This is a genomic window from Monashia sp. NPDC004114, from assembly GCF_053603855.1.
Genome location: NZ_JBSGGK010000015.1, coordinates 59,219 through 86,121, shown reverse-complemented (window position 1 = coordinate 86,121; position 26,903 = coordinate 59,219). Strand labels below are relative to the sequence as shown.

The window sequence follows — 26,903 nt, the reverse complement described above, 5'->3', positions numbered from 1 at the left end:
GTCGCCGGGTTCAGTCACTCGCGAGGGCGTCACGCATCGGGATGAGCTTGGCGTTGGACTCCGCCACCTCCGACTCGGGGTCGGACCCGGCGACGATGCCGCACCCGGCATACAGCCTGATCTGTGACGGGTCGTCGGGGGCTAGGGCCCCGCTGCGCAGCGCGATTCCCCAGGCGCCGTCGCCGTGGGCGTCCATCCACCCGACCGGGCCGGCGTACCTGCCCCGGTCCATGCGCTCGAGCTCCCCGATCACCTCGACGGCGCGAGCCGTCGGCGTGCCGCCCACCGCGGCCGACGGGTGCAGCGAGGCCGCAAGCGTCAAGGAGGACGCCTCGTCCGCGCTCACCGCGGCGACGTCGGTCGCGAGGTGCATGACGTTGGGCAGGTGCAGGACGAACGGCGCCTCCGGCACGTTCATCGACGAGCAGTGCGGGGCGAGTGCGTCCGCGACGGAGCGGACGGCATACTCGTGCTCCTCGAGGTCCTTCGACGAGCGCGCGAGCGATGCGGCGAGCGCGAGGTCCTTGGCGTCGTCGCCGGTGCGCCGGATCGTGCCGGCCAGCACCCGCGAGGTGATGAGGCCCTGGTCCCGCCTGACGAGCAGCTCGGGCGTCGCGCCGACCAGTCCGCTCACCGCGAAGACCCAGGTGTTCTCGTAGCGCTCGGCGAGACGACGAAGCAGCCAGCGTGGGTCGATGGGGTCGTCGGCCGTCGCGACGAGGTCGCGCGCGAGGACCACCTTGTCGAGCTCGCCCGCGTTGATCCGGGTCACCGCTTCGGCGACCGCGTGAGCGTAGGCGGCCGGCGAGATCTCGCCGTCGGCGAAGGCGACCCCCCTCGGAGGCATGGGATCGCTTGCGGCCCTTGGTGTTTCGATGAACGTCAGCTGCGGGTCGAGAGAGACGGTCGTCAGCCATGTCCTGCCGCCGCGTCGGCCGATGATGGTCGAGGGCACGACGAGGCGCGCGGACTCGCTGGAGTCGTCCGCGAAGGGGAAGGACCCGAAGCAGACCAGACCGGTGCCCGGCAGCTCGAGCTCGTCCCGGACCACTGCGTGATGCACGACCTCGCGCCACCACGACTCGGCATCACGGAAGCGCCCGGCGCCGTGAGCCTCGAAGGTCAGCGCGGCTCCCCAGCCCACGACTCCCTCGCCACGGCGGACCCATGAGACGAGCTCGTCGTGTCGCTGGTCCGCGGGCAGGAACGAGAGCAGAGGGTCCGTGCTGGCCAGCGGGACCGAACGGACGACGACCGTCGGGCCGGCGGACGGAGACGGCGCTTCGGGGGCGGGAAGCGTTGACATCGGTTGACACTCTACGGCCGCCCCACCCGTACGCGTGACCACGCCCGCTCGACGAGGGTGGTGACGGCCCCGTGCGCGGCGGCAGGTGGCTTTGCGAGGATGACCTCATGACCCGAGCCCAGCTGGACAAGAAGCCGGTCGACGTGGCGTCGATGTTCGACACCGTTGCCGACAAGTACGACGTGACCAACGACGTGCTCTCGCTGGGTCAGGACCGCCTGTGGCGCCGCGCTGTGGTCAAGGCGGTCGATGCCAGGCCGGGGGAGCGGATCCTCGACATCGCGGCCGGGACGGGCACCTCGAGCGAGCCCTGGGCCGACCGCGAGATCGAGGTCGTGCCGGCGGACTTCTCGCTCGGCATGCTCCGCGTTGGACACCGACGCCGCCCGGACATGGCGTTCACGGCAGCCGACGCGATGCACCTGCCCTTCGCCGACGCGAGCTTCGACGTGGTGACGATGAGCTTCGGGCTGCGCAACGTCGCCGACACCGAGCAGGCCCTCAAGGAGTTCCTCCGCGTGACCAAGCCGGGCGGCCGCCTGCTGGTCTGCGAGTTCAGCCAGCCCGTCAACAAGGTCTTCCGCACGGTCTACTCGAACTACGTCATGCGGGCCCTGCCCCCGATCGCACGACGTACGTCGTCGAACCCGGAGTCCTACGTCTACCTCGCGGAGTCGATCCGGGCCTGGCCGCCGCAGGGTGAGCTGGCCCGCACCATCGAGCAGGCGGGCTGGACCGCGGTGCGCTGGACGAACCTCTCGGGCGGCATCGTCGCGCTGCACAGCGCCGTCAAGCGCTGACCCCGCAGCGTCGAGTGGCCCCTCCGTCACACCGAACCCCACGCGGGCCACCCCGCGCCGGTGGCCGGGTGTGACGGAGGGGCCACTCGACGGGTTAGGCATGCCTTATCTGACAAGCCGGAAAACACGGGAATAGACTCCCCAGATAGTTCGTGAAGTTCTTCACAAGCACCTCGGAAGCACCAGGGAGAGATGAGCACTTCGAGCCTCGCACCGAGCCCGTCCGCGGGCATCGGGGCACCGGTCGAGCGGGCCGACGTCATCGTCGTCGGCGCCGGTCCGGGTGGCAGTGCTACCGCGGCGTACCTCGCCGACCACGGTCGCGACGTCGTGCTGCTGGAGAAGTCCGCCTTCCCGCGCGACAAGATCTGTGGCGACGGCCTGACCCCGCGCGCGACCAAGGAGCTCATCTCGCTCGGCGTCGACACGACGGGCTGGCAGCGCACGCGCGGCCTGCGGATCAAGGGCGGCGGCCACACCCTCCTGCTGGACTGGCCCGAGACCGACACCTTCCCGTCCTATGGCATGGTCCGCACCCGCGCCCAGCTCGACGAGACCCTCGCCCGCCACGCCGAGCGCAAGGGCGCCGTGCTGCACGAGCGCACCAGCGTCACGGGCCCCGTCCGCGACGCCGCGGGCCGGGTCACGGGAGTCACCGCCAAGCGCCTTGACGACAACGGGCGAGCCGTCGGCGAGGCTGTCACCTACCGCGCCCCCATCGTCATCGCGAGCGACGGCGTCTCCTCGCGGCTGGCCACCGCCGTGGGCCGGACCAAGCGCGAGGACCGCGTCATGGGCGTCGCCGTGCGGGCCTACTACACGACCCCGCGCCGCGACGACTACCTCGAGTCGCACCTCGAGCTGTGGACCCGCGACGACTCCGGCAACCGCATCCTCATGCCCGGCTACGGCTGGCTCTTCCCGCTCGAGGACGGCCGCACCAACGTCGGCCTCGGCACGCTCGACACGACCTCGGCCTTCCAGAAGACCGACTACAAGGACGTCATGCGCCGGTGGGTCGAGGACATCGACGCCGACTGGCAGCTCGAGCACGACGAGTCCGCCGGCCCGATCCGCGGCGCCGCGCTGCCGATGGGCTTCAACCGGTCGCCGCTCTACGCCGACGGCCTGCTGCTCGTGGGCGACTCCGGCGGCATGGTCAACCCGTTCAACGGCGAGGGCATCGACTACGCCCTCGAGGCGGCGCGGGTGGGTGCCGAGCTCGTCTCGCAGGCGCTCGCGCGCCCGAGCGACGCGGAGCGCGAGCGGGTGCTGGCGGCATACCCGAAGGTGATGAAGGACGAGCTCGGGGGCTACTTCACGCTCGGCCGGTGGTTCGCCCACGCGATCGGCAACCCCGAGGTGATGCGCCTCGCGACCAAGTACGGCCTGCCTCGCACGACGCTCATGCGCTTCCTGCTCAAGATCATGGCCAACCTGGCCGACCCGGACGGCAAGGGCGCGAGCGACCGCATCATCAACACCCTCTCCCGGATGGCGCCGAACGCATGAGACCCGCTCCCGTATGCCGCCTGGCGGGCATTGTGACGCCGAGCACAATCGTCGCCGACGCCCCTAGGATGGGTGCGCCGCGCATAAGTCATGACACGCCGGACCGAAAGGCACGTGACATCGGATGAACTCCTACGTCCCGATCCTGTTCATGCTGGGGCTCGGCTTCGCGTTCGCCGCGCTGTCGGTCTTCACCTCGCTCGTCGTCGGCCCGAAGCGCTACAACCGCGCCAAGCTCGAGGCCTACGAGTGCGGCATCCAGCCGAGCCCGCACCCCACGGGCGGGGGGCGCGTGCCGATCAAGTACTACCTGACGGCGATGCTCTTCATCATCTTCGACATCGAGTCGGTCTTCCTCTATCCGTTCGCGGTGGCCTTCAACAAGCTCGGCCTCTTCGCGCTGGTCGAGATGGTCCTGTTCATCCTCACCGTCTTCGTCGCCTACGCCTATGTGTGGCGGCGCGGCGGGCTCGAGTGGGACTGAAAGGTAAGGAGTAAGCAATGGGTCTCGAGGAGAAGCTCCCAGCCGGGTTCCTGCTCTCGACTGTCGAGTCGCTCGCGGGCTACATGCGCAAGGCCTCGATCTGGCCGGCCACGTTCGGTCTCGCCTGCTGTGCGATCGAGATGATGGCCGTGGGCACGCCGGACTACGACATCGCCCGCTTCGGTATGGAGCGCTTCTCGGCGACGCCCCGGCAGGCGGACCTCATGATCGTCGCCGGCCGCGTCAGCCAGAAGATGGCCCCGGTCGTGCGCCAGGTCTACGACCAGATGCCGAACCCGAAGTGGGTCATCTCGATGGGCGTGTGCGCCAGCTCCGGCGGCATGTTCAACAACTACGCGATCGTCCAGGGCGTCGACCACATCATCCCGGTCGACATCTACCTGCCCGGCTGTCCGCCCCGCCCGCAGATGCTGCTCAACGCGATCATCGAGCTGCACCACCAGATCCAGACCTCGCCCCTCGGCGTCAACCGCGAGGAGGCGGCGCGGGCCGCGGAGGAGGCCGCCCTCACGGCGACGCCCACCCACCAGATGAAGGGCCTGCTCGCATGAGCGACGGTGACGCCACCAAGGACGGCACGAACGTCGTGAACGCCGACACCACCAAGGACCAGACCTCCGGAATCACGCCCGGCGAGATCGAGCTCGCCCAGACCGAAGGCGCCAACCCGACCGGCCCGCGCGTCGTCGGGATGCGCACCGGGATGTTCGGGACCACCCAGGGCGGCGACACCTCCGGCTACGGCGGGCTGAGGCGCCCGATCATCATTGCCGGCGCGGCCGAGCGGCCCTACGGCGGCTACTTCGACGAGATCGCCGATAACCTCGAGCGCGGCCTCGTCGGCGGCACGGCGTCCTACGCCGAGGCCGTCTCGAGCGTCGTCATCGACCGCGGCGAGATGACCATCAACGTGCGCCGCGAGCACCTGCTGGCGGTCGTCCGGGTGCTGCGCGACGACCCGTCGCTGCGCTTCGAGATCTGCGTCGGCGTGTCCGGCGTGCACTACCCCGACCGGACGGGCGAGGAGCTCCACGCCGTCTACCACCTGCTGTCGATCACCCACGGCGGCCGGCGCGTCCGGCTCGAGGTGTCGTGCCCCGACGACGACCGCCACATCCCGTCGGTCGTGTCCGTCTACCCGGCCAACGACTGGCACGAGCGCGAGACGTGGGACATGTTCGGCATCGAGTTCGACGGGCACCCGGCCCTGACCCGCATCCTCATGCCCGACGACTGGCCGGGCCACCCCCAGCGCAAGGACTACCCCCTCGGCGGCATCCCGGTCGAGTACAAGGGCGCCACCGTCCCGCCGCCGGACCAGCGGAGGTCGTACAACTGATGAGCACGCACACCGAGTTCACCCAGACGGACATCCCCGACGAGGGAGCCAACGACGTCTACGCCACGTCCGTCGCCGACGAGGAGGCGGCCGAGGGCGCTCGCGTCTTCAACGCCGCCGGCGGCGACTGGAACGACCTCGTCGACGAGGCGACCTCGCTCAACGAGGAGCGCATCGTCGTCAACATGGGGCCGCAGCACCCGTCGACCCACGGCGTGCTCCGCCTCATCCTCGAGATCGACGGCGAGACGGTCACGGAGGCACGCGCCGGCATCGGATACCTCCACACCGGCATCGAGAAGAACATGGAGTACCGCTCCTGGGTGCAGGGCGTCACCTTCTGCACGCGCATGGACTACCTCACGTCCATGTTCCAGGAGGCCGCCTACTGCCTCGCGATGGAGAAGCTCCTCGGGATCACCGGCCAGGTGCCCGAGCGGGCCAACGTCATCCGCGTCCTGATGATGGAGCTCTCGCGGATCAACTCCCACACCGTGTGCCTCGGCACCGGCGGCATGGAGATGGGCGCGACGACGGTCATGACCGTGGCGTTCCGCGAGCGCGAGCGGGTGCTGCGCATCTTCGAGATGGTCACCGGCCTGCGGATGAACAACGCGTACATCCGTCCCGGCGGCGTGGCCCAGGACCTGCCGCCCGGCGCGATCGACGCGCTGCGCGAGATGGTGCCGCAGGTGCGCCGCGGCCTCGGTGAGCTCGAGGCGCTGCTCAACGAGAACCCGATCCTCAAGGGGCGCACGGTCGACGTCGGCGTGCTCGACCTGACCGGCTGCATGGCCCTCGGCATCACCGGGCCGATGCTCCGCTCGGCGGGTCTGCCGCACGACCTGCGCAAGCTCGACCCGTACTGCGGCTACGAGACCTATGACTTCGACGTCATCACCCGCACGAGCGCGGACGCCTACGGCCGGCTGCGCGTGCGCATCGACGAGATGTACGAGTCGCTCAAGATCGTCGAGCAGTGCATCGACCGCCTCCAGGCCTCGGAGGGTCCGGTCATGGTCGAGGACAAGAAGATCGCGTGGCCGGCGCAGCTGGCGCTCGGTGGCGACGGCCTGGGCAACAGCCTCGACCACATCCGCGAGATCATGGGCACCTCGATGGAGTCGCTGATCCACCACTTCAAGCTCGTCACCGAGGGTTTCCGGGTCCCGCCGGGCCAGGCGTACCAGGCCGTCGAGTCCCCCAAGGGCGAGCTCGGCTGCCACCTCGTCTCCGACGGCGGCACGCGCCCCTACCGCGCGCACTTCCGCGACCCGAGCTTCAACAACCTGCAGGCCGTGGCTGCCGTGTGCGAAGGCGGGCAGCTCGCCGACGTCATCGTCGCGGTGGCCTCGATCGACCCCGTCATGGGAGGTGTGGACCGCTGATGGCCGGCCCCGAACACACTGCCACCGCATCCGGCTTCTTCCGCGTCAGCGCCGAGTCCAAGGCCCCGTATGCCGCCGACGTCCTCGAGCGCCTACACGCGGACGCCGCCGAGGTCATCGCCCGGTACCCCCAGAAGCGCTCCGCGCTCCTGCCGCTGCTGCACCTCGTGCAGTCGGTCGACGGCTACGTGACCGGCCGCGGTGTGGCCTTCTGCGCCGAGGTGCTCGACCTGACCGAGGCCGAGGTCAGCGGCGTGGCGACCTTCTACACGCAGTACAAGCGCCACCCCAACGGTGAGTACACCGTCGGCGTCTGCACCAACACGCTCTGCGCGATCATGGGCGGCGACCTCATCTTCGACCGGCTGTCCGAGCACCTCGGGATCGGCCACGACGAGACCACCGGGGACGGCAAGGTGACCCTCGAGCGGGTCGAGTGCAACGCCGCCTGCGACTATGCCCCGGTCGTCATGGCCAACTGGGAGTTCTTCGACAACCAGACGCCGGAGAGCGCCATCGGGCTCGTCGAGGACCTGCGCGCCGGCAAGGACGTCACACCGACACGCGGCGCCGCCAAGGTCTGCACGTTCAAGGAGGTCTCGCGAGTGCTTGCGGGCTTCCACGACGGCCGCGGCGACGAGGGCGTGGGCGCGGGGCCGGCATCCCTGCTCGGCCTCAAGATCGCCCAGGAGCGCGGCTGGACCGCCCCCGACGGCTCGGGCAATGGCTCGGGCAATGGCTCGGGTAGTGGCTCGAGCAGTGGTGCAGAGCGCGCCAGCACCGACAGCACGGACCGGAAGGACGGCTCGAAGTGACCGACACGCTGACTCCGATCCTGACGAAGTTCTGGGACGACCCGCAGTCCTGGACACTGGCGACCTACCGGCACCACGGCGGCTACCGGGCGCTGAGCAAGGCCCTGTCCATGGAGCCGCAGGCGATCATCGACGCCGTCAAGGACTCCAACATCCGCGGCCGCGGTGGCGCCGGCTTCCCGACCGGCATGAAGTGGTCGTTCATGTCACCGCCCGACGGCGGGCCCCGCTACCTCGTGGTCAACGCCGACGAGTCCGAGCCGGGCACCTGCAAGGACATCCCGCTGATGATGGCCAACCCGCACTCGCTCATCGAGGGCGTCATCATCAGCTCCTACGCGATCGGCTGCGAGCACGCGTTCATCTACCTGCGCGGCGAGGTCGTCCACGTCTACCGCCGGCTGCTTCGCGCCGTCGAGGAGGCTCGCGCGGCGGGCTATCTCGGTGACAACGTCGGTGGCACGGGCGTCAAGGTCGACATCACCGTGCACGCCGGTGCGGGCGCGTACATCTGTGGCGAGGAGACCGCGCTGCTCGACTCGCTCGAGGGCCGGCGCGGGCAGCCCCGCCTCAAGCCGCCGTTCCCCGGCGCGGCCGGGCTCTACGCCCGACCCACCTCCGTCAACAACGTCGAGTCCATCGCCTCGGTGCCGGGGATCATCCTCGACGGCGCCGACTGGTTCAAGGGCATGGGCACGGATAAGTCCACCGGCTTCGGCATCTTCAGCCTGTCCGGCCACGTCACCAACCCCGGCCAGTTCGAGGCGCCGCTCGGGATCACGATGCGCGAGCTCATCGACCTCGCCGGCGGCATGCGCAACGGCCGCAAGCTGAAGTTCTGGACGCCGGGCGGCTCCTCGACGCCGATCTTCACCGACCAGCACCTCGACGTGCCGCTCGACTTCGACTCGGTCGCGGCCGCGGGCTCGATGCTCGGCACGCGCGCCCTGCAGGTGTTCGACGAGACGGTGTCGGTGGTACGTGCCGTGGCGCGCTGGACCGACTTCTACGCCCACGAGTCGTGTGGCAAGTGCACCCCGTGCCGCGAGGGCACGTGGTGGCTGCGGCAGATCATGAACCGCATCGAGAACGGCCAGGGCACCCAGGACGACATCGACAAGCTCGTCGACATCTGCGACAACATCCTCGGCCGCAGCTTCTGCGCCCTGGGCGACGCCGCGACGAGCCCGATCACCTCGGCCGTGCAGTACTTCCGCGAGGAGTTCGAGGCCGGCATGCACACTCCGGCGCACGTGCTCTTCCCGCCGGAGAAGTCGGTCCTGTTCGCCGTCGAGACCAAGGAGCCCAGCGGGATGGTGTCCGCATGACCGCCACGACCGAGACGAAGGCGCCCACCGCGCCGGACCTCGTCAGCCTGACCATCGACGGGGTGCCGGTGAGCGTGCCGAAGGGCACGCTCGTGATCCGCGCCGCCGAGACGATCGGCATCGAGATCCCGCGGTTCTGCGACCACCCGCTGCTCGACCCGGTCGGCGCGTGCCGCCAGTGCCTGGTCGACGTCGCGCTGCCCGACCGCGAGGGTGTCGCCCGCCCGATGCCCAAGCCGCAGGCGTCGTGCACGATGGCGGTCTCCGAGGGCATGGTCGTCAACACGCAGAACACCTCGCCCGTCGCCGACAAGGCGCAGCAGGGTGTGATGGAGCTGCTGCTCATCAACCACCCGCTCGACTGCCCGGTCTGCGACAAGGGTGGCGAGTGCCCTCTGCAGAACCAGGCGATGAGCGCCGGCCGGCCGGTGTCGCGGTTCGAGGACGTCAAGCGCACCTACCCGAAGCCGATCAACATCAGCTCGCAGGTCCTGCTCGACCGCGAGCGCTGCGTGCTGTGCGCCCGGTGCACGCGCTTCTCCGACCAGGTCGCGGGCGACCCGTTCATCGCGCTCGTCGAGCGCGGCGCGCTCCAGCAGATCGGCATCTACGAGGACCAGCCGTTCGAGTCGTACTTCTCCGGCAACACGGTGCAGATCTGCCCGGTGGGCGCCCTGACCGGCGCGGCATACCGCTTCCGCTCGCGCCCGTTCGACCTCGTGTCGACGCCGTCGGTCTGCGAGCACTGCGCCTCCGGCTGCGCGATCCGGACCGACCACCGCCGCGGCGTCGTGCTGCGCCGGATGGCGCTGGACGACGCGGCGGTCAACGAGGAGTGGAACTGCGACAAGGGCCGCTGGGCGTTCACCTACGCCACGCTGCCGGACCGTATCGAGTTCCCCATGGTCCGCGGTGAGGACGGCGAGCTGCGCGTCGTCGGCTGGCCCGAAGCGCTCGCGGCCGCTGCTGCCGGCCTGGCCCGCTCCAAGGCCGCCGGCGTGCTCGTCGGCGGTCGCGTGTCGGCCGAGGACGCTTACGCGTACGGCAAGTTCGCCCGCGTCGTGCTCGGCACCAACGACATCGACTTCCGCGCCCGTCCGCACTCGGCCGAGGAGGTCGCGTTCCTGTCCGAGCACGTCGTGGCCACCGGCCCCGAGGGCGGCGCGGTCACCTACGCCGACCTCGAGAAGGCGCCTGCGGTGCTGCTGGTCGGCTTCGAGCCCGAGGACGAGAGCCCGATCGTCTTCCTGCGCCTGCGCAAGGCGTTCCGCAAGCACAAGACCGCGGTGTATGCCGTGTCCTCCCACCCGACGCGCGGCCTGACCAAGATGGGTGGCACGTTGGTGCCGGCGGTCCCCGGCCAGGAGGCGTCTGTCCTTCGTGACCTGGGATCGAGCCCGGCGGGCGCGAAGGCCAAGGACGCTCTCGTCGCCGGAGCGGTGATCCTCGTGGGCGAGCGGCTCGCGACATCGGTGGGCGCGCTCCGCGCCGCCGCCGACCTCGCCGCTGCGACCGGCGCGCGCCTGGCCTGGGTGCCGCGTCGGGCCGGCGAGCGTGGCGCGCTCGAGGCGGGCGCCCTCGGTGCCCTCCTGCCGGGCGGGCGCCCGGCCGGTGACGCGACGGCTCGTGCCGAGGTCGCTGCGGTCTGGGAGGTCGACCGGCTTCCCGACGCGACCCCTCGCGACACCGCCGGGATCCTCGCCGCGGCCGCGGCCGGCGACCTCGACGCCCTCGTGGTCGGTGGCGTCGACCCAGCCGACCTCGGTGACCCACACGTCGGCGACGCCCTCGAGCGCGCCTTCGTCGTCTCCCTCGAGCTGCGCGAGTCGGCCGTCACGGCGGTCGCCGACGTCGTCCTGCCGGTTGCGCCGCAGGCCGAGAAGTCGGGCTCGTACGTCAGCTGGGAGGGCCGCGCCCGCCCGTTCGAGGAGGCGCTGTCGAGCAACGCCGTCAGCGACCACCGAGCCCTGGACATGATCGCCGGCGAGATGGGCCACTTCCTCGAGACGCGCACCCAGCGTGAGATCCACGACCAGTTCGAGGCGCTCGGGCCGTGGGGCGGCGCGCGTGCCACCTTGGCTCCGGCCGGGCAGCACGGCGCCGGGACGCCCGCAGGCTGGGGCGACTTCGCGCTCTCGACGTGGGCCACGCTGCTCGACGCGGGCCGGATGCAGGACGGCGAGCCGTTCCTCGCCGGCACCGCCCCGAGGTCGGTCGCTCGCCTGTCCGAGGTCTCGGCGGGCCGCCTCGGCGTCGCCGACGGCGACCCCGTCACGGTGACCGGACCGACGGGCAGCGTCACGCTGCCGGCGCTGGTGACCGAGGGCATGGTCGACGGCGTCGTCTGGCTCCCGACCAACTCGAAGGACTGTTCCGTGCGCATGGGCCTGGGCACCGATGCCGGTGGCTACGTCGCCGTCGCGAAGGGTGGTGCCGCATGAGCCTCGGGCTGACGGCATACGGGGTGGCTGCGGCGGTCCCGATGAACGAGAACCCAGCGGTCGACTTCAGCGACACGCCCTGGTGGGTGGCCCTGATCAAGGCCGTCGCCATCTTCGTCTACCTGCTCCTGTCGACCCTGCTCGTGATCTGGTTCGAGCGTCGCGTCATCGGCCGGATGCAGCAGCGTCCCGGCCCCAACCGCAACGGCCCGTTCGGTCTGCTCCAGACCCTGGCCGACGGCATGAAGTCGATGCTCAAGGAGGACATCACCCCGGCGAACGCCGAGAAGGTGATCTACACGCTCGCCCCGCTCATCGCGGCCACCATGGCGTTCGTCTCCTTCGCGATCATCCCGGTCGGCGGCATGGTCTGGATGTTCGGCCACCACACGCCGCTGCAGGTCACCGACGTCCCCGTGGCCGTCCTGCTCGTGCTCGCCGTCGCGTCCGTCGGCGTCTACGGCATCATCCTGGCCGGGTGGAGCTCGGGCTCGACCTACCCGCTGCTCGGTGGTCTTCGCTCGACCGCCCAGGTCATCTCGTACGAGATCGCCATGGGCCTGTCGCTCGTCGCGATCTTCCTCTACAGCGGCTCGATGTCGACCTCGCAGATCGTCGCGGCCCAGAGCTCGCTCTGGTACATCCTGCCGGCGTTCTTCAGCTTCGCCGTCTACCTCATCACCATGGTCGGCGAGACCAACCGCCTGCCTTTCGACCTCGCCGAGGGCGAGGGCGAGCTGACCGGTGGCTTCCACACCGAGTACTCCTCGATGCGGTTCGCGATGTTCTTCCTCGGTGAGTACGTCAACATGTTCACCGTCTCCGCGCTCGCCACGACCCTGTTCCTCGGTGGCTGGCAGGCCCCGCCGTTCATCGCGGCGATCAACGACGGCATGTTCAACCAGGGCTGGTGGGGCATCCTCTGGTTCACCATCAAGCTCTGGCTGTTCATGTTCGTGTTCGTCTGGCTGCGCGGCTCGCTGCCCCGGGTGCGGTACGACCAGTTCATGCGGTTCGGCTGGAAGTTCCTCATCCCGATCACGCTCGCGTGGGTCGTGGCGGTCGCCTTCATCCGCGGCGCCCAGCTGAACTTCCTCGGCAGCGGCAAGCTGACCATCGCGGGCCGCGAGCTGTCGGTCGCCACCGTGGTCATCGTCAGCGTCGTCGCCGTCGTGGCGCTTGCTGCGGCCTGGGTCTGGGACGACCGCCGGGCCGCTCGCGCCGAGGCGGAGGACGAGCTGCCGCCCGAGGAGATCGACCCGTTCGAAGGCGGCTACCCAGTCCCGCCGCTGCCCGGCCAGCGACTCGTCGAGCCCAACGCGCGCCTCGGCGCCGAACCGGTGCTGTCCACGGCGAGCGCCGTTTCGGGCCCGTCCAGCACGTCCGTCAAGGAGGAGACCCATGGCTGACGACAACGTCGGCAAGGACCTCACGCGCAACGCCTCCGGCGAGGTCGGCGCGCCGCGCGAGCAGCGCGGTCAGTCCGGCGCCAAGGACCGCGAGAAGGGCTTCCTCGGTGAGCTCTTCGCCCCCGTCGCCGGCTTCGGGGTGTCGTTCTCGACGATGTTCCGCAAGGTCGCGACCGAGGAGTACCCCGAGAAGCCCCGCCCCACCGCCCCCCGCTTCCACGGCCGGCACCAGCTCAACCGTCACCCCGACGGCCTCGAGAAGTGCGTCGGCTGCGAGCTGTGCGCCTGGGCCTGCCCGGCCGACGCGATCCTCGTCGAGGGTGCCGACAACGACGACACCCCGGGCGGCTCCGGACGCTTCAGCCCCGGCGAGCGCTACGGCCGCGTCTACCAGATCAACTACCTGCGCTGCATCTTCTGCGGCCTGTGCATCGAGGCCTGTCCCACCCGGGCGCTGACGATGACGAACTTCTACGAGCTCGCCGACAACGACCGCGGCAAGCTGATCTTCACCAAGGAGCAGCTGCTCGCCCCGCTGCAGGGCGGGATGCTCCCGCCGCCGTTCCCGATGGCCGACGGCATGGAGGAGCGCGACTACTACCTCGGCAAGGTCACCGGCGCCTCGGACTCCCAGCGCGCCTACGTCGACGAGCGGGCCGCCGCCGACGACGAGGACGACCTCGACGCGGCGGCATACGACCGGCCGGGCAACGTCGGCGCCGCCGGCCCGGGCGACCACGACGTCGTGCACGCGACCAGCCCGACCGCGGCCGCGACCAGGGAAGGAGCCAACCCATGACCTCCGTCGCCGAAGCCGTCGGCTTCTGGGTGCTCGGGCCGATCGCGGTCATCGCGGCACTCGGGCTGCTGTTCGCCCGCAAGGCCGTGCACGCAGCGCTCGGGATGGCGCTCGTCATGTGCATCCTCGGCGTCTTCTACATCATGCAGAAGGCGGACTTCCTCGGCATCGTCCAGGTGTTCGTCTACACCGGCGCCGTGATGATGCTGTTCCTCTTCGTCCTCATGCTCATCGGTGTCGACTCCTCCGACTCGATCATCGAGACCATCACCGGTCAGCGCTGGGCCTCCTTCCTGCTCGCTCTCGGCCTCGCGGGCGTCCTGTTCTTCACGCTCGGCTCGGTCGAGTTCAGCGAGGAGACGGTCCAGACCGGCATGAACAAGGTCATCGCGACCAACGCCGACCCGGGCAACATCACGAGCATCGCCGAGCTGATCTTCGGCCAGTACGTCTGGATCTTCGAGGTCACCTCGGCACTGCTGATCACCGCGGCGCTCGGCGCGATGGTCCTCGCCCACCGGGAGCGCCTCACTGCGAAGCTCACGCAGGCCGAGTGGGCCGCCAAGCGCGTGCGCGACAACGAGAACGTCGCCGGTCTGCCCGCCCCTGGCGTGTACGCCCGGCACAATGCCGTCGACACCCCGGCCCTGCTGCCCGACGGCACCCCGAGCGACCTGTCCGTGTCGCGCGTCCTCGTCGCCCGTGACCAGGTGGCCACGGCCGACGGCTTCAAGGACGTCGAGCGACACATGGAGCGCGAGATCGAGGAGGGCGGAGCCAAGTGAGCCCGATCAACTACATCTACCTCTCGGTGATCCTGTTCACGATCGGCACCGCCACGGTGCTGACCCGCCGCAACGCGATCATCGTGTTCATGGGTGTCGAGCTCATGCTCAACGCGACGAACCTCGCCCTCGTGACCTTCTCCCGCATGCACGGCGCCCTCGACGGACAGGTCATGGCCCTGTTCGTCATGGTCGTCGCGGCGGCAGAGGTCGTCGTGGGGCTCGCCATCATCATGGCGATCTTCCGTGCCCGCCGGTCGGCCTCGGTCGACGACGCCAACCTGCTGAAGCTGTAAGGAGCGCCGGCCACCCATGGGAACTCTCGTCACTTCCGTCGCGAGCTCGGCAAGCACGTATGCCGCCGGGCTCGCCACGCACGAAGGTGAGGCACACGCCGCGACCGGCATGACGGCATACGCCTGGCTGCTCATCGCGCTGCCGGCGTTCGGCGCCGCGCTCCTGCTGTTCGGCGGCCGCCGCACCGACAAGTTCGGCCCGCGCCTGGCCGTCGTGCTGTCGTGGGCCGCGTTCGTCGTCGGCTTCATCATGTTCATCCAGATGCTGGGGCTGGGAGCCGAGGACCGCGCGCAGGAGGTGAACCTCTACGACTGGGTGACGGCCGGGTCGTTCCACGTCAGCGCCGGGCTGCTCGTCGACCAGCTGTCGATGGCGTTCGTGCTGCTCATCACCTTCGTCGGGTCGCTCATCCACTCCTACTCGCTCGGGTACATGGAGCACGACCCCGACAAGCGGCGGTTCTTCGCCTACCTCAACCTCTTCGTCGCGGCGATGCTGCTGCTCGTCCTCGCGAACTCCTACCTGCTGCTCTACGTCGGCTGGGAGGGCGTCGGTCTCGCGTCCTACCTGCTCATCGGGTTCTGGAACTACAACCCGGCCTACGCGACGGCCGCCAACAAGGCGTTCGTGGTCAACCGGGTCGGTGACTTCGGCCTGTCCGTCGCGATCATGGTCATGTTCTTCCACTTCGGTGCGGTCGACTTCACGACGGTCCTCGGCGCCTCCGGGAGCCAGGCCAACCAGGGCTTCATGACGGCGATCGGCCTGCTCCTGCTGCTCGGGGCCTGCGGCAAGTCGGCCCAGTTCCCACTGCAGAGCTGGCTCGGCGACGCCATGGCCGGCCCGACACCCGTGTCGGCGCTGATCCACGCCGCGACCATGGTCACGGCAGGTGTCTACCTCGTCGTGCGCTCGGCGCCGATCTTCGAGGCCGCGCCCAACGCCCAGCTCGCCGTCGCCTTCGTCGGTGCGATCACGCTCCTCTTCGGGGCGATCGTCGGCTGTGCCAAGGACGACATCAAGAAGGCGCTCGCGGCCTCGACGATGAGCCAGATCGGCTACATGATGCTCGCCGCGGGCCTTGGCCCGGTCGGGTACGCCTTCGCGATCTTCCAGCTGCTCACGCACGGCTTCTTCAAGGCCGGCATGTTCCTCGGCGCCGGGTCGGTCATGCACGGCATGAACGACCAGGTCGACATGCGCCGCTTCGGCGCGCTCAACCTGGTCATGAAGATCACCTGGGTGACCTTCGGCCTCGGCTGGCTGGCCATCATCGGCGTGCCGCCCTTCTCCGGCTTCTGGTCCAAGGACGCGATCATCGAGTCCGCGTTCGTCGGCGAGGGCTGGCGGCCGTGGGTCTTCGGCACCATCGCGCTCGTCGGCGCGGGCATCACCGCGTTCTACATGTCGCGCCTGTTCTTCATGACCTTCCACGGCAAGAAGCGCTGGACCGACGACGTCCACCCGCACGAGTCGCCGCGGATCATGACGGTCCCGATGATCGTGCTGGCCTTCGGCTCAGCCTTCCTCGGCCTCATCCTCGGCCCGACCGGGTGGATCACCTCCTGGCTCGAGCCGGTCGTCGGCGCCGAGCCGGAAGGGGCCCACTCGGTGGTCCCCGTCCCGGTGCTCATGGTCGTGACCCTGCTCCTCGTGGCCGCCGGAGGCGCGCTGGCGTGGATGCGCTACTGGCGTGACGACGTCCCGGTCACGGCCCCGGCCGGCAACCTCACGACCCGGGCGGCGCGCAAGGACCTCTACCAGGACCAGGTCAACGAGGCGCTGCTCATGCGGCCCGGCATCCACCTGACCCGCTCGCTCGTCTACGTCGACGGCAAGGGGATCGACGGTGCTGCCGGTGGCCTCGCGGCCCTGGTCGGCGGGACCAGCTCTCGCCTGCGCAAGCTGCAGAACGGCTTCGCGCGCTCCTATGCCCTGACGATGCTCGCGGGCGTCGTCGCCATCCTCGGTGCTCTGTGGGTGATCTCCTGATGACGACCATGTCCAGTGTCCCGTGGCTGACGATCCTGCTGCTGGTCCCGTTCGTCGGCGCGCTCGTCGTCGCCTTCGTGCCGGGCAGCGCGGAGACGGCCAAGCGCATCGCGCTCGGCACGTCGATCGTCACCCTCGTGCTGGGGATCGCCGCGGCCACCCAGTTCGACCGCACCAGCTCGGCGCAGTTCCAGCTGGGTGAGCAGCGCTCGTGGATCCCGCAGTTCGGGGTCAGCTACGCGCTCGGCGTCGACGGCATCGCGCTCGTGCTCATCCTCATGGCGCTCGTCCTGACGCCCGTCTGCCTGCTCGCGGCGTGGCACGACGTGCCGGAGGAGGCCGGGCCCGGTGGCGCCCGCAAGGCCAAGACGTACTTCGCCCTGCTGCTCGTGCTCGAGACGTTCATGGTGGGCGTCTTCGCCGCGACCGACGTGTTCCTCTTCTACGTCTTCTTCGAGGCCATGCTCATCCCGGTCTACTTCCTCATCGGCCGCTTCGGCGGGCCTCGCCGGCAGTACGCCGCGATGAAGTTCCTGCTGTTCTCGCTCGCAGGCGGGCTGATCATGCTCGTGGCGGTCATCGGGCTCTACTTCCAGGGCCCGGGCGGCGACAACGGCTTCCTCATCTCGCAGCTGACCGGTCTGAGCATCGACCCCACCGTCGAGCGGCTGCTGTTCGTCGGGTTCTTCTTCGCCTTCGCGGTCAAGGCGCCGATGGTGCCGGTGCACACCTGGCTGCCTGACGCGGCGACCGAGGCGACGCCCGCCACGGCGACGCTGCTCGTCGGCGTGCTCGACAAGATCGGCACCTTCGGGATGATTCGGTTCTGCCTGCAGCTCTTCCCGGACGCGAGCCGGTGGGCGACCCCGACCGTGGTCGTGCTCGCGGTGATCTCGGTGATCTACGGCGCGCTGCTCGCGATCGGGCAGACCGACATGATGCGCCTGGTGTCGTACACCTCGGTCAGCCACTTCGGCTTCATCGTGCTCGGGATCTTCGCGTTCACCAACGTCGGCAACTCCGGCTCGACGCTCTACATGGTGAACCACGGCTTCTCGACAGCGGCACTGTTCCTCTTCGCCGCGATGCTGGTGCGCCGGCGCGGCAGCAAACGAATACCCGACTTCGGGGGGTGGCAGCGGGTCACCCCGGGCCTGGCCGGGATCTTCCTGGTGGCCGGCCTCTCGGGCCTTGGCCTCCCGGGCCTGGCGAGCTTCGTGTCGGAGTTCACCGTGCTCGTCGGGAGCTTCGGTCCGCTGCCGTGGGCCGCCGTGATCGCGACCACCGGCATCATCCTGGCCGCGCTCTACATCCTGCTCATGTACAAGAACGTCATGACGGGGCCGAAGCCCGAAGGCATCGTCGGAGAGCGGGAGTATGCCGGCCTCGACGAAGGCGGTCGCCGTGGCCTTCGCCTCGTGCGTGACCTGACGAGCCGCGAGAAGCTCGTCGCCGCACCGCTGCTCGCGGCGTTCCTCGTGCTCGGGTTCTACCCGAACCTCGCGCTGAACGTCATCAACCCCGCCGTCGACAAGACCCTGTCGTACGTCAAGCAGGCCAACCCGGACCTCAACACGACCGGCACCGTGGCCGAAGGGAGCCAGAAGTGACCGCCGCCGTGCCCATGGTGCCCATGGTGCTGCCCGCCGCCTTCGAGCCTGCAGAGATCGACTACGTCGCGATCGCGCCGCTGCTCATCGTGTTCGGGGCGGCCCTGGTCGGCGTCATCGTCGAGGCGTTCGTCGCCCGCGAGAGCCGCCACCGCATCCAGGTCGTCATCGCCGTCGTCGGTCTGCTCGCCGCCGCGGTCGCGATCGTGCCGGCCGCGTCGCACCAGGGGCTGACGATGGGCGTCCGTGACGCCGCCAGCGGCCACCAGCTCTTCGCCCTCGCGATCGACGGCCCGGCGCTGTTCATGCAGGGCGCGATCGTCCTCATGGGCATCCTCGGCGTGCTGACGATGTCCGAGCGCCTCGGCGGCATCGGCCCCGACGCGTTCACCCCGAGCGGCGCGTCGACCCCCGGTTCGCCCTACGAGACGGCCGCGACCCGGGCCGGGGCGCTGACCTCCGAGGTCTTCCCGCTGGCCCTCTTCGCGATCTTCGGGATGATGCTCTTCCCGACGACGAACGACCTCATCGGCATGTTCGTCGCGCTCGAGGTGCTCTCGCTGCCGCTCTACATCCTCACCGGCCTGGCCCGACGTCGCCGCCTGCTGTCGCAGGAGGCCTCGCTGAAGTACTTCCTGCTCGGAGCGTTCAGCTCGGCGTTCTTCCTGTTCGGCACGGCGCTGCTGTACGGGTATGCCGGGTCGGTCTACTTCAGCGACCTCAGCACGGCCGTGGCCACGGGCCCGATCGCGATGAACGGCCTTCTGCTGCCAGGCGCGTTCCTCGTCTTCGTGGGCCTGCTCTTCAAGGTCGGTGCGGTGCCGTTCCACGCGTGGACCCCCGATGTCTACCAGGGCGCCCCGACGACCGTGACCGGCTTCATGGCCGCCTGCACCAAGGCGGCGGCGTTCGGCGCGATCCTGCGCCTGGCCTACGTCGGCCTCGACACCGCGCGCTGGGAGTGGAGCAACGCCCTGGTGATCGTCGCGCTCCTGACGATGGTCGTCGGCGCGGTGCTCTCGGTGACCCAGACCGACATGAAGCGCCTGCTCGCGTACTCCTCGATCGCCCACGCCGGGTTCATCCTCGTCGGCGTCCTCGCCTTCGACTCGACGGCCGTCAGCGCGGTGCTGTTCTACCTCGTGGCCTACGGCTTCGCGACGATCGCGGCCTTCGCGATCGTGTCGCTCGTGCGACAGAACGGCGCCGAGGCGACGCACCTGTCGCAGTGGGCGGGGCTGGGCCGCCGCTACCCGGTGGTCGGCGCAGCGTTCGCATTCCTCATGCTCGCCTTCGCCGGCATCCCGCTGACGTCGGGCTTCGTCTCGAAGTTCGCGGTCTTCTCGGCGGCGGTCGACAGCGGTGCCACGGGCACGGTGCTCGCCGTCGTCGGTGTGCTGTGCAGCGCGATCACGGTCTTCGTCTACGCGCGGGTCATCGTGCTGATGTTCTTCAGCGAGGCCCCCGACGACACGGTCGAGGTGGTCACGCCGTCGGTGACGACGACCTTCTCGATCGCCATCGGGACGCTCGTGACCCTCGTGCTCGGCATCCTGCCCGCCTCGCTGCTCGACCTGGCCGACCGCGCCTCGCAGTTCGTCCGGTGACGCGACCGACCGCCCATCGTTCAGGGGTTCGATGACCACGCACGCGACGCCACCGGTCCTCGGAGTGCCGGGAGCCACGCCGGAGCTGTCGGCGCGGCTCCAGGACGGGCTGGCCCGGGTCGACGCCCTCCTGCACGAGGTCGTCGACCACGACGACCCGTTCATCGCGCGCGCCTCGGCCCACCTGATCGAGGCCGGCGGCAAGCGGTTCCGTCCGCTTCTGACGCTGCTCGCCGCCGAGCTCGGCCAGGGCATCAACGACGACGTCGTCCGGGCCGCCGCCGGGGTCGAGCTGACCCACCTGGCCTCGCTGTACCACGACGACGTCATGGACGACGCGCGGATGCGGCGCGGCGTCCAGTCGGTCAACGCGGCATACGACAACTCGACGGCGATCCTCGTCGGCGACCTCCTCTTCGGCAAGGCCTCCGAGCTGGTCGCCGCGCTCGGTGCGGAGGCCGTGCTCATCCAGGCCCAGACGTTTGTGCGGCTCTGCGCCGGCCAGATCCGCGACGACCGGCCACGCCCGGACGGTGTCGACCCGGTGGACTACTACCTCGGCGTGCTCGCGGACAAGACGGGCGTGCTCATCGCGACGGCCGGGCGCTACGGCGCGATGTTCAGCGGGGGCACCCCGGAGACCGTCGAGATCATGCGCGAGTACGGCGAGAAGGTCGGCATCGCCTTCCAGCTGGCCGACGACCTCATCGACATCGCGTCGGACTCCGACGACACCGGCAAGACCCCGGGCACCGACCTGCGCGAGGGCGTCGACACGCTGGCGGTCCTGCGCGCCAAGGCCTCGGTCGACCCCGCCGACGCCAGGCTCCTGGAGCTGCTGTCGTCCGACCTCTCGCAGGACGAGGACGGCGTCGCCGAGGCGCTCGCGCTGCTGCGGGTCCATCCGGCGCTGGAACAGGCCCGCGAGGAGACGCATGCGGTGGCGCACGACGCCCAGGCTCTGCTCGACCCGCTGCCGGCCAGTGACGCGAAGACAGCCCTGCAGGCGTTGGCGCTGTCGGTCGTCGAGCGTGTGGGCTGACCCGCAGCCGGGCGCCGCGGCCCTCAAGTCGAGGGCACCCCACCCGGAGGCCCGACCACATGCGCGCCGCGGCCCGCAAATGGAGGCGGTTGGCCGTGAATCGCCTCGTCTCGGGCGCCGCGGCCCTCAACTGGGGGTGCACCCTCCCGAGGGTCTGACCAACTGCGCGCCGCGGCCCTCAGATTGGGTGCCTGCTGAGTCGCCCACTAGTCACGCAGTTGCACCCGCCCAGCCTGGCGGCCGGTCGCGGGTCGGTAAGGTGCGGGGATGAGTGCCAGCCCCTCCGCACCCGTCGCAGCGCGCCTCTCCGCGGCAACGGCCGGTATGCCGGCTCCGCTGGCTGTCGTCGATCTCGACGCCTTCGACCGCAACGCGGCCCGGCTCGTGTCCCGCGCTCACGGGATGCCGATCCGGATCGCCACCAAGTCGCTGCGCAGCCGCCCGCTCATCCAGCGGGCCCTCGCGGTCGACGGCTTCCAGGGCCTGATGTGCTACAACGTCCGCGAGGCGCTGTGGTGGGCCGAGTCCGGGACGCGGGACATCTTCGTGGCCTACCCGTCGGTGGACGTGCCCGCCCTCACCCAGCTCGCGTCCGACCCTGCACTCACCGCCGCGGTCGCGGTCATGATCGACAGCGTCGAGCACGTCGACTTCATCGCGCGCGAGGTCGCCGGGCACGAGGGACTTCGGGTCGCCATCGACATCGATGCGTCCCTGCGAGTCGGCCCGGCGCACCTCGGCGTGCGCCGCTCGCCGCTGCGCACGCCGGCCGACGTCGAGACGGTCATCCGGCGCGCCCATGAGCGCGGCCTTGTCGTCGCCGGGCTGATGTTCTACGACGCGCAGATCGCGGGACTGCCCGACTCGTCCATCGCGGTGCGTCGCATGAAGAGCTTCTCCGACAAGGAGCTTCGTCGCCGCCGCGCCGAGATTGTCTCTGCCGCAAAGGCGCTCACGGACCTCGACTTCGTCAACGGGGGCGGCACGGGCAGCCTGCACGTCACCGGCCTCGACCCGTCGCTGACAGAGCTGGCGGCCGGGTCGGGCCTCTACGCCCCGACACTCTTCGACGGGTACGACGGGCTGGACGTCCAGCCTGCGGCGTTCTTCGCATCCCCGGTGGTGCGCCGGCCGGGGGACGGGTACGTCACGGCATACGGCGGTGGGTACATCGCATCGGGACCGCCCGGCTGGTCGCGAGTGCCGAGCCCGGTCGCCGAGCAAGGGCTCGAGCTGGTCCGCACCGAAGGCACGGGCGAGGTGCAGACGCCGCTGAAGGGCTCCGCAGCGGACCACGTCGGGCTGGGCGATCGGATCTGGTTCCGGCACGCCAAGGCCGGTGAGCTGGCAGAGCGCTTCCTGGAGTTCGTCCTGGTCGGCGGCGAAGGGGGCGACCAGGTTGTCGGGAAGGCCGCGACCTACCGTGGGGAAGGGCAGTGCTTTGGCTGACATCGCGAACACCAGTGCGGGCGCGGTCGTGCGCAGTGTCGACTGGTCCAACTGGGCCGGCACCGAGACGTCGAAGCTCGCCCGTGTGGCCACCCCGCGCGACGAGTCGGAGGTCGTCGAGGAGCTGCGCAAGGCTGCTGCGCGAGGCTTGCGGGTCAAGGCGATCGGGGCCGGTCACTCGTTCACCGGCGTGGCCGTCACCGACGGCGTGCAGCTGCGTCTCGGTGCCATCTCGGGGGTGACGTCGATCGACTCGACCCGCGGTGAGGCCACCGTGCGTGCGGGCACACCGCTGCACGTCCTCAACGAGGAGCTCGCGAGCTTCGGGTACGCCCTGCCCAACCTCGGCGACATCGACCGGCAGAGCATTGCGGGAGCGACCGGCACGGGCACCCACGGCACGGGCCTGCGCCTCACCGGGCTCTCCGCAGGCATTCGCGCGGTGCGTCTCGTGCTCGCCGACGGGTCGGTGGTCGAGTGCTCGCCGACCCAGGACCCGCAGCTCTTCCAGGCCGCCCGCCTCGGGCTCGGTGCGCTCGGGATCGTCACCGAGATCACCCTCGGTGTCGTCCCGGCCTTCCTGCTCCACGCTGCCGAGAAGCCCGAGGCGCTGGCGGACGTGCTCGCGAACCTCGACGACGAGGTCGAGCAGAACGACCACTTCGAGTTCTACTGGTACCCCCACACCGAGCGGGCGCTGACCAAGCGCAACAACCGCGTCCCCGTGGGTACGCCGAAGAACCCGCTCGCGTCGTGGCGCTCCTACGTCGACGACGAGCTCCTGAGCAACAAGGCGTACGAGGTGCTCAACCGCCTGTCCACGCGGGTGCCGAGGACGACCAGGCCGATCGCTGCGGTCGCTGCCCGTGCGCTCACGGCGCGCGAGTACACCGACGCCTCGCACAAGGTGTTCATCACGAACCGCGACGTCCGCTTCATGGAGTCCGAGTGGGCGGTGCCGCGACACGCGCTCGCCGACGTGCTCCTCGAGCTGAAGAGGTGGGTCGACACCCACGACGAGCGCATCTCGTTCCCGGTCGAGTGCCGCGTCGCCGCGCCCGACGACGTCTGGCTGTCCACCGCACACGACCGGGAGAGTGCTTACATCGCGATCCACCGCTACCACCGGCAGGCCAAGGGCGGGTACTTCGACGCGTTCCAGGCCATCGCGACCGCGCACGAGGGTCGACCGCACTGGGGCAAGATGCACACGCTGGGCGCCGACTACTTCCGTGCGGCATACCCGCGGTTCGCCGACTTCGTCGCGGTGCGCGATCGGGTCGACCCGGAGCGACGTTTCGGCAACCCGTACCTCGAGCGAGTGCTCGGCAGCTGACCGCAGCGAACCCCCGGCGCCCGCATGCCGGAGGGCGGGGTCAGCGGGGGTGCGCCAGTCAGTGGGTGGTGGCCGTCATTGGGTGGCGCGCTGGCGCTCCCACGCGAGGCGCAAGGCTGCGCGGATCGCGTCGGCGTCACCCGCCAGGTCCGCCTGGACCTTGAGGTGCGCCTCCCACCGAGGCGGGACGCCGAACGTCTCCGGGTGGGTCTCGACCAGGCCCTCCCGGTCAATGCCGCCGAGGCGGACCAGCAGGGTGCCCGGCGCGTCCTCGCGGGCGACGAGAAGGCTGCCGACGTACCAGGCGACCCGCCCGTCGACGTTCCGTCGGCGGCAGCCCTCGAGCCCCCCGAGCATTGCGTCCACCTCGTCGAGCGTCATCGCCCGAGCGTAGACCCGCGCGTGGGTTCACCCCTGATCCAATGCCCACACGACCGCACTACCCGCGAGTCGAGTGGGCACTCAGAGATTGCGAGCGGACAGCCCTACTTGCGGCCATCGCAAACCGGGGTGCGTAATTTTGAGCAAAGAAGGCAATCTAGACGCAAACACGTCTGAGTCGTTCGCAGAGTTGAGCGCTTCTGTCTAGCATCGTCGCATCAGCTCAGCGAAACCTAGGAGGATGCTCATGGATTCTGTTCGCCGACGACTCGTCCGAACCCTTGCGACTGCGACACTCATGGTTTCGGCGCCTGCGGCCGCATTCGCGGTCAGCGTCAGCTCAGCGGACGGCTCGGGCACGCAGTACCGACAGATCTCCTACAACAATGGCGCGTATGTGAGCGGCTTCCTGAAATCGGCGGCGAGCGGCCGCGCTGTCTATTACTCCGGGAAGGTGGTTTGGTACAACTGGTTCTGCTCCAACACGACGGTGGGCCGCTACACGTCAAACACGACGAGCACGACCTCGGTGGTGAAGGCCGGGTACATCACCGCGACTCCGAGCCCTGGCTGCTCGTCGATCAAGGTCCAGTCCCGCGTTTGCCGTGACGTCCAGCTCTTGCCGGACGCCTGTGGCGCGTGGTCGCCGGAGTACTGAGAGCGTGTTGGACAACCGTGGTGAGCTGGATGTAGTTGGCCTGTCGGGGCGGCGTGACGGCACCCTCGTGATCTCGGATGTCACCTTCTCGCTCGACCGCGGAGTGACGGTGCTCCTCGGTCGGAACGGTGCCGGCAAGACCTCACTGATTCGTTTGGTGTGCGCCGTCGACCGGCCGGCCGTCGGGCGGATAGATCGTCTCGGCCGAGATATCTGGGCGGATCGGGCATCCTTGCGCGGCCACCTGGGCGCTCTGGGGTGGTTGCCCCAGCATCCTGGAGCCCATCCTGGAATGGTCGTGCGGGCGTTCCTCGAGTACGCGGCGTGGCTGCAACGGATCCCACGAGCGGGCCGGGATGCCGAAGTCCAGCGGGTTGCCGCGACTGCGAACTGTGCCGGTCTGCTTGGCAGACGGATTGGGCGCCTCTCGGGAGGCGAGCGACAACGCGTGATGTTGGCGGGTGCGCTGGTGGGGGAGCCATCGTTGATCGTGCTCGACGAGCCGACCGCCGGGCTTGACCCAGCCCAGCGTGAGGACTTCCTGTCCGTCGTCGACTCGTTGTGTGACCAGGCGATCCTGCTCGCCACGCACATCATCGACGAGGCCGTCTCGGTCGCAGACCAGGTGCTGGTCCTGGATCGTGGTGAGCTCTCCCACGTCATGCATCCGACAGACATCGCCTCGCTGGGCGACGATCTGGGCGATGAGCTGAAGCGCCTCGTCGTGGCCACGGGTGTGCGCCAGTGACGCGCGACGAAGCTGGCCGTGGTCCCCTATACCTTGCCGCGCCGAAGGCCACTATGGCCGCCTGTGCGGCCGCCACGCTGGTCATGATGACGGCCCCAGTCGCGAGCCGCCCTGAGCGCTGGTTTGGCTCCTTCAACGACACCATGTCTGCCTTCGCGCTCAGCTCGGTGCTGGCGACCGTCGCCATCGCGTCGGTCGGAGCCTGGCTCGGCGGGCAGCAGCGCCGGTGGGGAGTCGACGAGTGGGCCCACGTTTCGGGCCGATCGGCAGCCCAGCTTCATGCCAGCTCGTTGCGGGCCACCCTCCTCAGCTCGATCGGGTGCTACCTCCTTGTACTTTCGTCGATGACCGCAGTGACCCTGTGGCGCGGCGGGGCTCCGGGTCCGGAGGACCGGCACTTGCTCCTGGTGCCCGTGACGATCCTGGCAAGCGGCATCGCACACGCCGCAATGGGCGTGCTGCTGGGTCGAATGTTGCCCAGGTACGTGGCCTTGCCAGTGGCCGCAGCAACACCGTATGCCGCTTACTTCGTAGCGGCCTACTACGAAGGCACTCCTGGGCTGCACCTCCTTACCGCTGGCGAGACACGAACCTGGACCTACGTGATGCCGAACGTCGCGACCGTCGCCATCGAGGCGGCGTTCTGGGCGGGCGTCGCATTGATGGTCGTGTTGGCGTGCGTGGGTCGTTGGACCTGGAGCAAGCGTTGTGGCCTGGTCGTCAGCGCGATCCTCGCCATCGGCATCCTCGCTGGTGAGACCTACGTCGACGTGCCCGAGGCGGGCAGCCCGGTCTGCCGGTCGGGAGAGATCACGGTCTGCACGGACCAGGCCCACAAGTCAGTCCTTCCGTCATATGTGGAGCAGGTCAGGGGCGCGGCGTCAGCCCTTCCGGTGACCTTGCGGCCACGGCGTGTCGTCTCGGACGACAGTCTTCGGGTCAGCGCATCGGACCTCGTTGCTCCACCAATCCGGGGTGACATCACCCCAGCCCTGGTGATCGACCAAGACACGTTCCGGATCAGCTTCGGGGACGAGGTCCTTGGACGGTGCCTGTACCACGGCGCAGACACCTCAAGCCGGGCGCAGGACGTGACGTCCTTTCTGCTGATCTGGTGGCGCCTGCGCGCCGGCGCGGACCCAGGCGTCCCGGCATATCCCGGTGCTCCCAGCTATGGACCGGGCGGCGTGCCCGATTCCATGCGAGGCAAGGCCGAGTCATTCGCGAGGCTCACGCCGAGTGCCCAGGAAACCTGGCTGACGAAGAATGCGTCCGACATTCGCGCCTGCAACCTGAAGGGTGTCGACCTGCCGTGATGGCAATGCTGAGAGGGCCAGTTGGCCTCCTGGCCGTACC

24 protein-coding genes are annotated in these 26,903 nt (G+C 69.6%); 22 read left to right on the top strand and 2 right to left on the bottom strand.

Annotated features, from left to right (window positions below):
* Positions 1-10 precede the first annotated feature (10 nt).
* Positions 11-1,306 (bottom strand): isochorismate synthase, encoded by a 1,296-nt coding sequence (locus tag ACWEOW_RS18195; protein WP_452270640.1) that lies wholly within the window; start codon positions 1,304-1,306, stop codon positions 11-13.
* 107 nt (positions 1,307-1,413) lie between these two features.
* Between ACWEOW_RS18195 and ACWEOW_RS18190 the strand changes: the two genes are divergently transcribed.
* The 19 genes from ACWEOW_RS18190 to ACWEOW_RS18100 all read left to right on the top strand — a co-directional run bounded on the left by ACWEOW_RS18190 (position 1,414) and on the right by ACWEOW_RS18100 (position 23,760).
* On the top strand, positions 1,414-2,106 hold the full coding sequence (locus ACWEOW_RS18190) for a demethylmenaquinone methyltransferase (protein WP_452270639.1): 693 nt from the start codon (positions 1,414-1,416) through the stop codon (positions 2,104-2,106).
* Positions 2,107-2,298: 192 nt separating this feature from the next.
* Positions 2,299-3,618, top strand: a complete 1,320-nt coding sequence (locus ACWEOW_RS18185; protein WP_452270638.1) for a geranylgeranyl reductase family protein — start codon at positions 2,299-2,301, stop codon at positions 3,616-3,618.
* Positions 3,619-3,742: 124 nt separating this feature from the next.
* Entirely contained in the window at positions 3,743-4,102 is a 360-nt protein-coding gene (locus tag ACWEOW_RS18180) for an NADH-quinone oxidoreductase subunit A (protein WP_452270637.1), read from the top strand.
* Positions 4,103-4,119: 17 nt separating this feature from the next.
* The gene (locus ACWEOW_RS18175) at positions 4,120-4,674 is read left to right on the top strand and encodes a NuoB/complex I 20 kDa subunit family protein (RefSeq protein ID WP_452270636.1); all 555 of its coding nucleotides are present in this window, start codon (positions 4,120-4,122) and stop codon (positions 4,672-4,674) included.
* A complete protein-coding gene (locus tag ACWEOW_RS18170; RefSeq protein WP_452270635.1) occupies positions 4,671-5,462 on the top strand; it encodes an NADH-quinone oxidoreductase subunit C in 792 nt (263 codons plus the stop codon). Before ACWEOW_RS18175 ends, ACWEOW_RS18170 begins: the two co-directional genes overlap by 4 nt.
* Complete coding sequence (locus tag ACWEOW_RS18165; RefSeq protein WP_452270634.1) at positions 5,462-6,850, top strand: NADH-quinone oxidoreductase subunit D; 1,389 nt, start codon at positions 5,462-5,464, stop codon at positions 6,848-6,850. The genes ACWEOW_RS18170 and ACWEOW_RS18165 overlap by 1 nt, the downstream gene beginning before the upstream one ends.
* Positions 6,850-7,665 carry an NADH-quinone oxidoreductase subunit NuoE gene (gene nuoE / locus ACWEOW_RS18160; protein WP_452270633.1) on the top strand — a complete coding sequence of 272 codons (816 nt, stop codon included), beginning with the start codon at positions 6,850-6,852 and terminating at the stop codon, positions 7,663-7,665. Before ACWEOW_RS18165 ends, nuoE begins: the two co-directional genes overlap by 1 nt.
* Positions 7,662-8,993, top strand: coding sequence for an NADH-quinone oxidoreductase subunit NuoF (gene nuoF, locus ACWEOW_RS18155; RefSeq protein WP_452270632.1), 1,332 nt, complete (start codon positions 7,662-7,664; stop codon positions 8,991-8,993). Before nuoE ends, nuoF begins: the two co-directional genes overlap by 4 nt.
* Positions 8,990-11,434: an NADH-quinone oxidoreductase subunit G gene (locus ACWEOW_RS18150; protein ID WP_452270631.1), complete on the top strand. Its 2,445-nt coding sequence runs from the start codon at positions 8,990-8,992 to the stop codon at positions 11,432-11,434. Before nuoF ends, ACWEOW_RS18150 begins: the two co-directional genes overlap by 4 nt.
* The gene (nuoH, locus tag ACWEOW_RS18145; protein WP_452270630.1) at positions 11,431-12,843 is read left to right on the top strand and encodes an NADH-quinone oxidoreductase subunit NuoH; all 1,413 of its coding nucleotides are present in this window, start codon (positions 11,431-11,433) and stop codon (positions 12,841-12,843) included. The genes ACWEOW_RS18150 and nuoH overlap by 4 nt, the downstream gene beginning before the upstream one ends.
* The gene (gene nuoI / locus ACWEOW_RS18140) at positions 12,836-13,642 is read left to right on the top strand and encodes an NADH-quinone oxidoreductase subunit NuoI (protein ID WP_452270629.1); all 807 of its coding nucleotides are present in this window, start codon (positions 12,836-12,838) and stop codon (positions 13,640-13,642) included. The genes nuoH and nuoI overlap by 8 nt, the downstream gene beginning before the upstream one ends.
* Positions 13,639-14,427, top strand: a complete 789-nt coding sequence (locus ACWEOW_RS18135; protein ID WP_452270628.1) for an NADH-quinone oxidoreductase subunit J — start codon at positions 13,639-13,641, stop codon at positions 14,425-14,427. Before nuoI ends, ACWEOW_RS18135 begins: the two co-directional genes overlap by 4 nt.
* Positions 14,424-14,723 (top strand): NADH-quinone oxidoreductase subunit NuoK, encoded by a 300-nt coding sequence (gene nuoK / locus ACWEOW_RS18130; protein ID WP_452270627.1) that lies wholly within the window; start codon positions 14,424-14,426, stop codon positions 14,721-14,723. The genes ACWEOW_RS18135 and nuoK overlap by 4 nt, the downstream gene beginning before the upstream one ends.
* A 16-nt stretch (positions 14,724-14,739) precedes the next feature.
* Positions 14,740-16,716: an NADH-quinone oxidoreductase subunit L gene (nuoL, locus tag ACWEOW_RS18125; protein WP_452270626.1), complete on the top strand. Its 1,977-nt coding sequence runs from the start codon at positions 14,740-14,742 to the stop codon at positions 16,714-16,716.
* Positions 16,717-16,724: 8 nt separating this feature from the next.
* On the top strand, positions 16,725-18,326 hold the full coding sequence (locus ACWEOW_RS18120) for an NADH-quinone oxidoreductase subunit M (RefSeq protein ID WP_452270705.1): 1,602 nt from the start codon (positions 16,725-16,727) through the stop codon (positions 18,324-18,326).
* A gap of 14 nt (positions 18,327-18,340) precedes the next feature.
* Positions 18,341-19,933: an NADH-quinone oxidoreductase subunit NuoN gene (gene nuoN, locus ACWEOW_RS18115; RefSeq protein ID WP_452270704.1), complete on the top strand. Its 1,593-nt coding sequence runs from the start codon at positions 18,341-18,343 to the stop codon at positions 19,931-19,933.
* A gap of 31 nt (positions 19,934-19,964) precedes the next feature.
* Entirely contained in the window at positions 19,965-20,975 is a 1,011-nt protein-coding gene (locus tag ACWEOW_RS18110; protein ID WP_452270625.1) for a polyprenyl synthetase family protein, read from the top strand.
* A 267-nt stretch (positions 20,976-21,242) separates the two neighbouring features.
* Positions 21,243-22,424, top strand: coding sequence for an alanine racemase (locus ACWEOW_RS18105; RefSeq protein ID WP_452270624.1), 1,182 nt, complete (start codon positions 21,243-21,245; stop codon positions 22,422-22,424).
* Complete coding sequence (locus ACWEOW_RS18100; protein ID WP_452270623.1) at positions 22,417-23,760, top strand: D-arabinono-1,4-lactone oxidase; 1,344 nt, start codon at positions 22,417-22,419, stop codon at positions 23,758-23,760. Before ACWEOW_RS18105 ends, ACWEOW_RS18100 begins: the two co-directional genes overlap by 8 nt.
* 75 nt (positions 23,761-23,835) lie before the next feature.
* Here the strand turns inward: ACWEOW_RS18100 and ACWEOW_RS18095 are convergent, their stop codons facing one another.
* Positions 23,836-24,141, bottom strand: a complete 306-nt coding sequence (locus tag ACWEOW_RS18095) for a hypothetical protein (protein ID WP_452270622.1) — start codon at positions 24,139-24,141, stop codon at positions 23,836-23,838.
* A gap of 247 nt (positions 24,142-24,388) precedes the next feature.
* Here ACWEOW_RS18095 and ACWEOW_RS18090 point away from each other — a divergent pair, with 247 nt between their 5' ends.
* From ACWEOW_RS18090 to ACWEOW_RS18080, 3 genes are all read left to right on the top strand, one after another.
* Positions 24,389-24,799: a hypothetical protein gene (locus ACWEOW_RS18090; RefSeq protein WP_452270621.1), complete on the top strand. Its 411-nt coding sequence runs from the start codon at positions 24,389-24,391 to the stop codon at positions 24,797-24,799.
* Entirely contained in the window at positions 24,747-25,547 is an 801-nt protein-coding gene (locus ACWEOW_RS18085; protein WP_452270620.1) for an ATP-binding cassette domain-containing protein, read from the top strand. The genes ACWEOW_RS18090 and ACWEOW_RS18085 overlap by 53 nt, the downstream gene beginning before the upstream one ends.
* 86 nt (positions 25,548-25,633) lie before the next feature.
* Positions 25,634-26,863 carry a hypothetical protein gene (locus tag ACWEOW_RS18080; protein WP_452270619.1) on the top strand — a complete coding sequence of 410 codons (1,230 nt, stop codon included), beginning with the start codon at positions 25,634-25,636 and terminating at the stop codon, positions 26,861-26,863.
* The last annotated feature ends 40 nt before the right edge of the window (positions 26,864-26,903 follow it).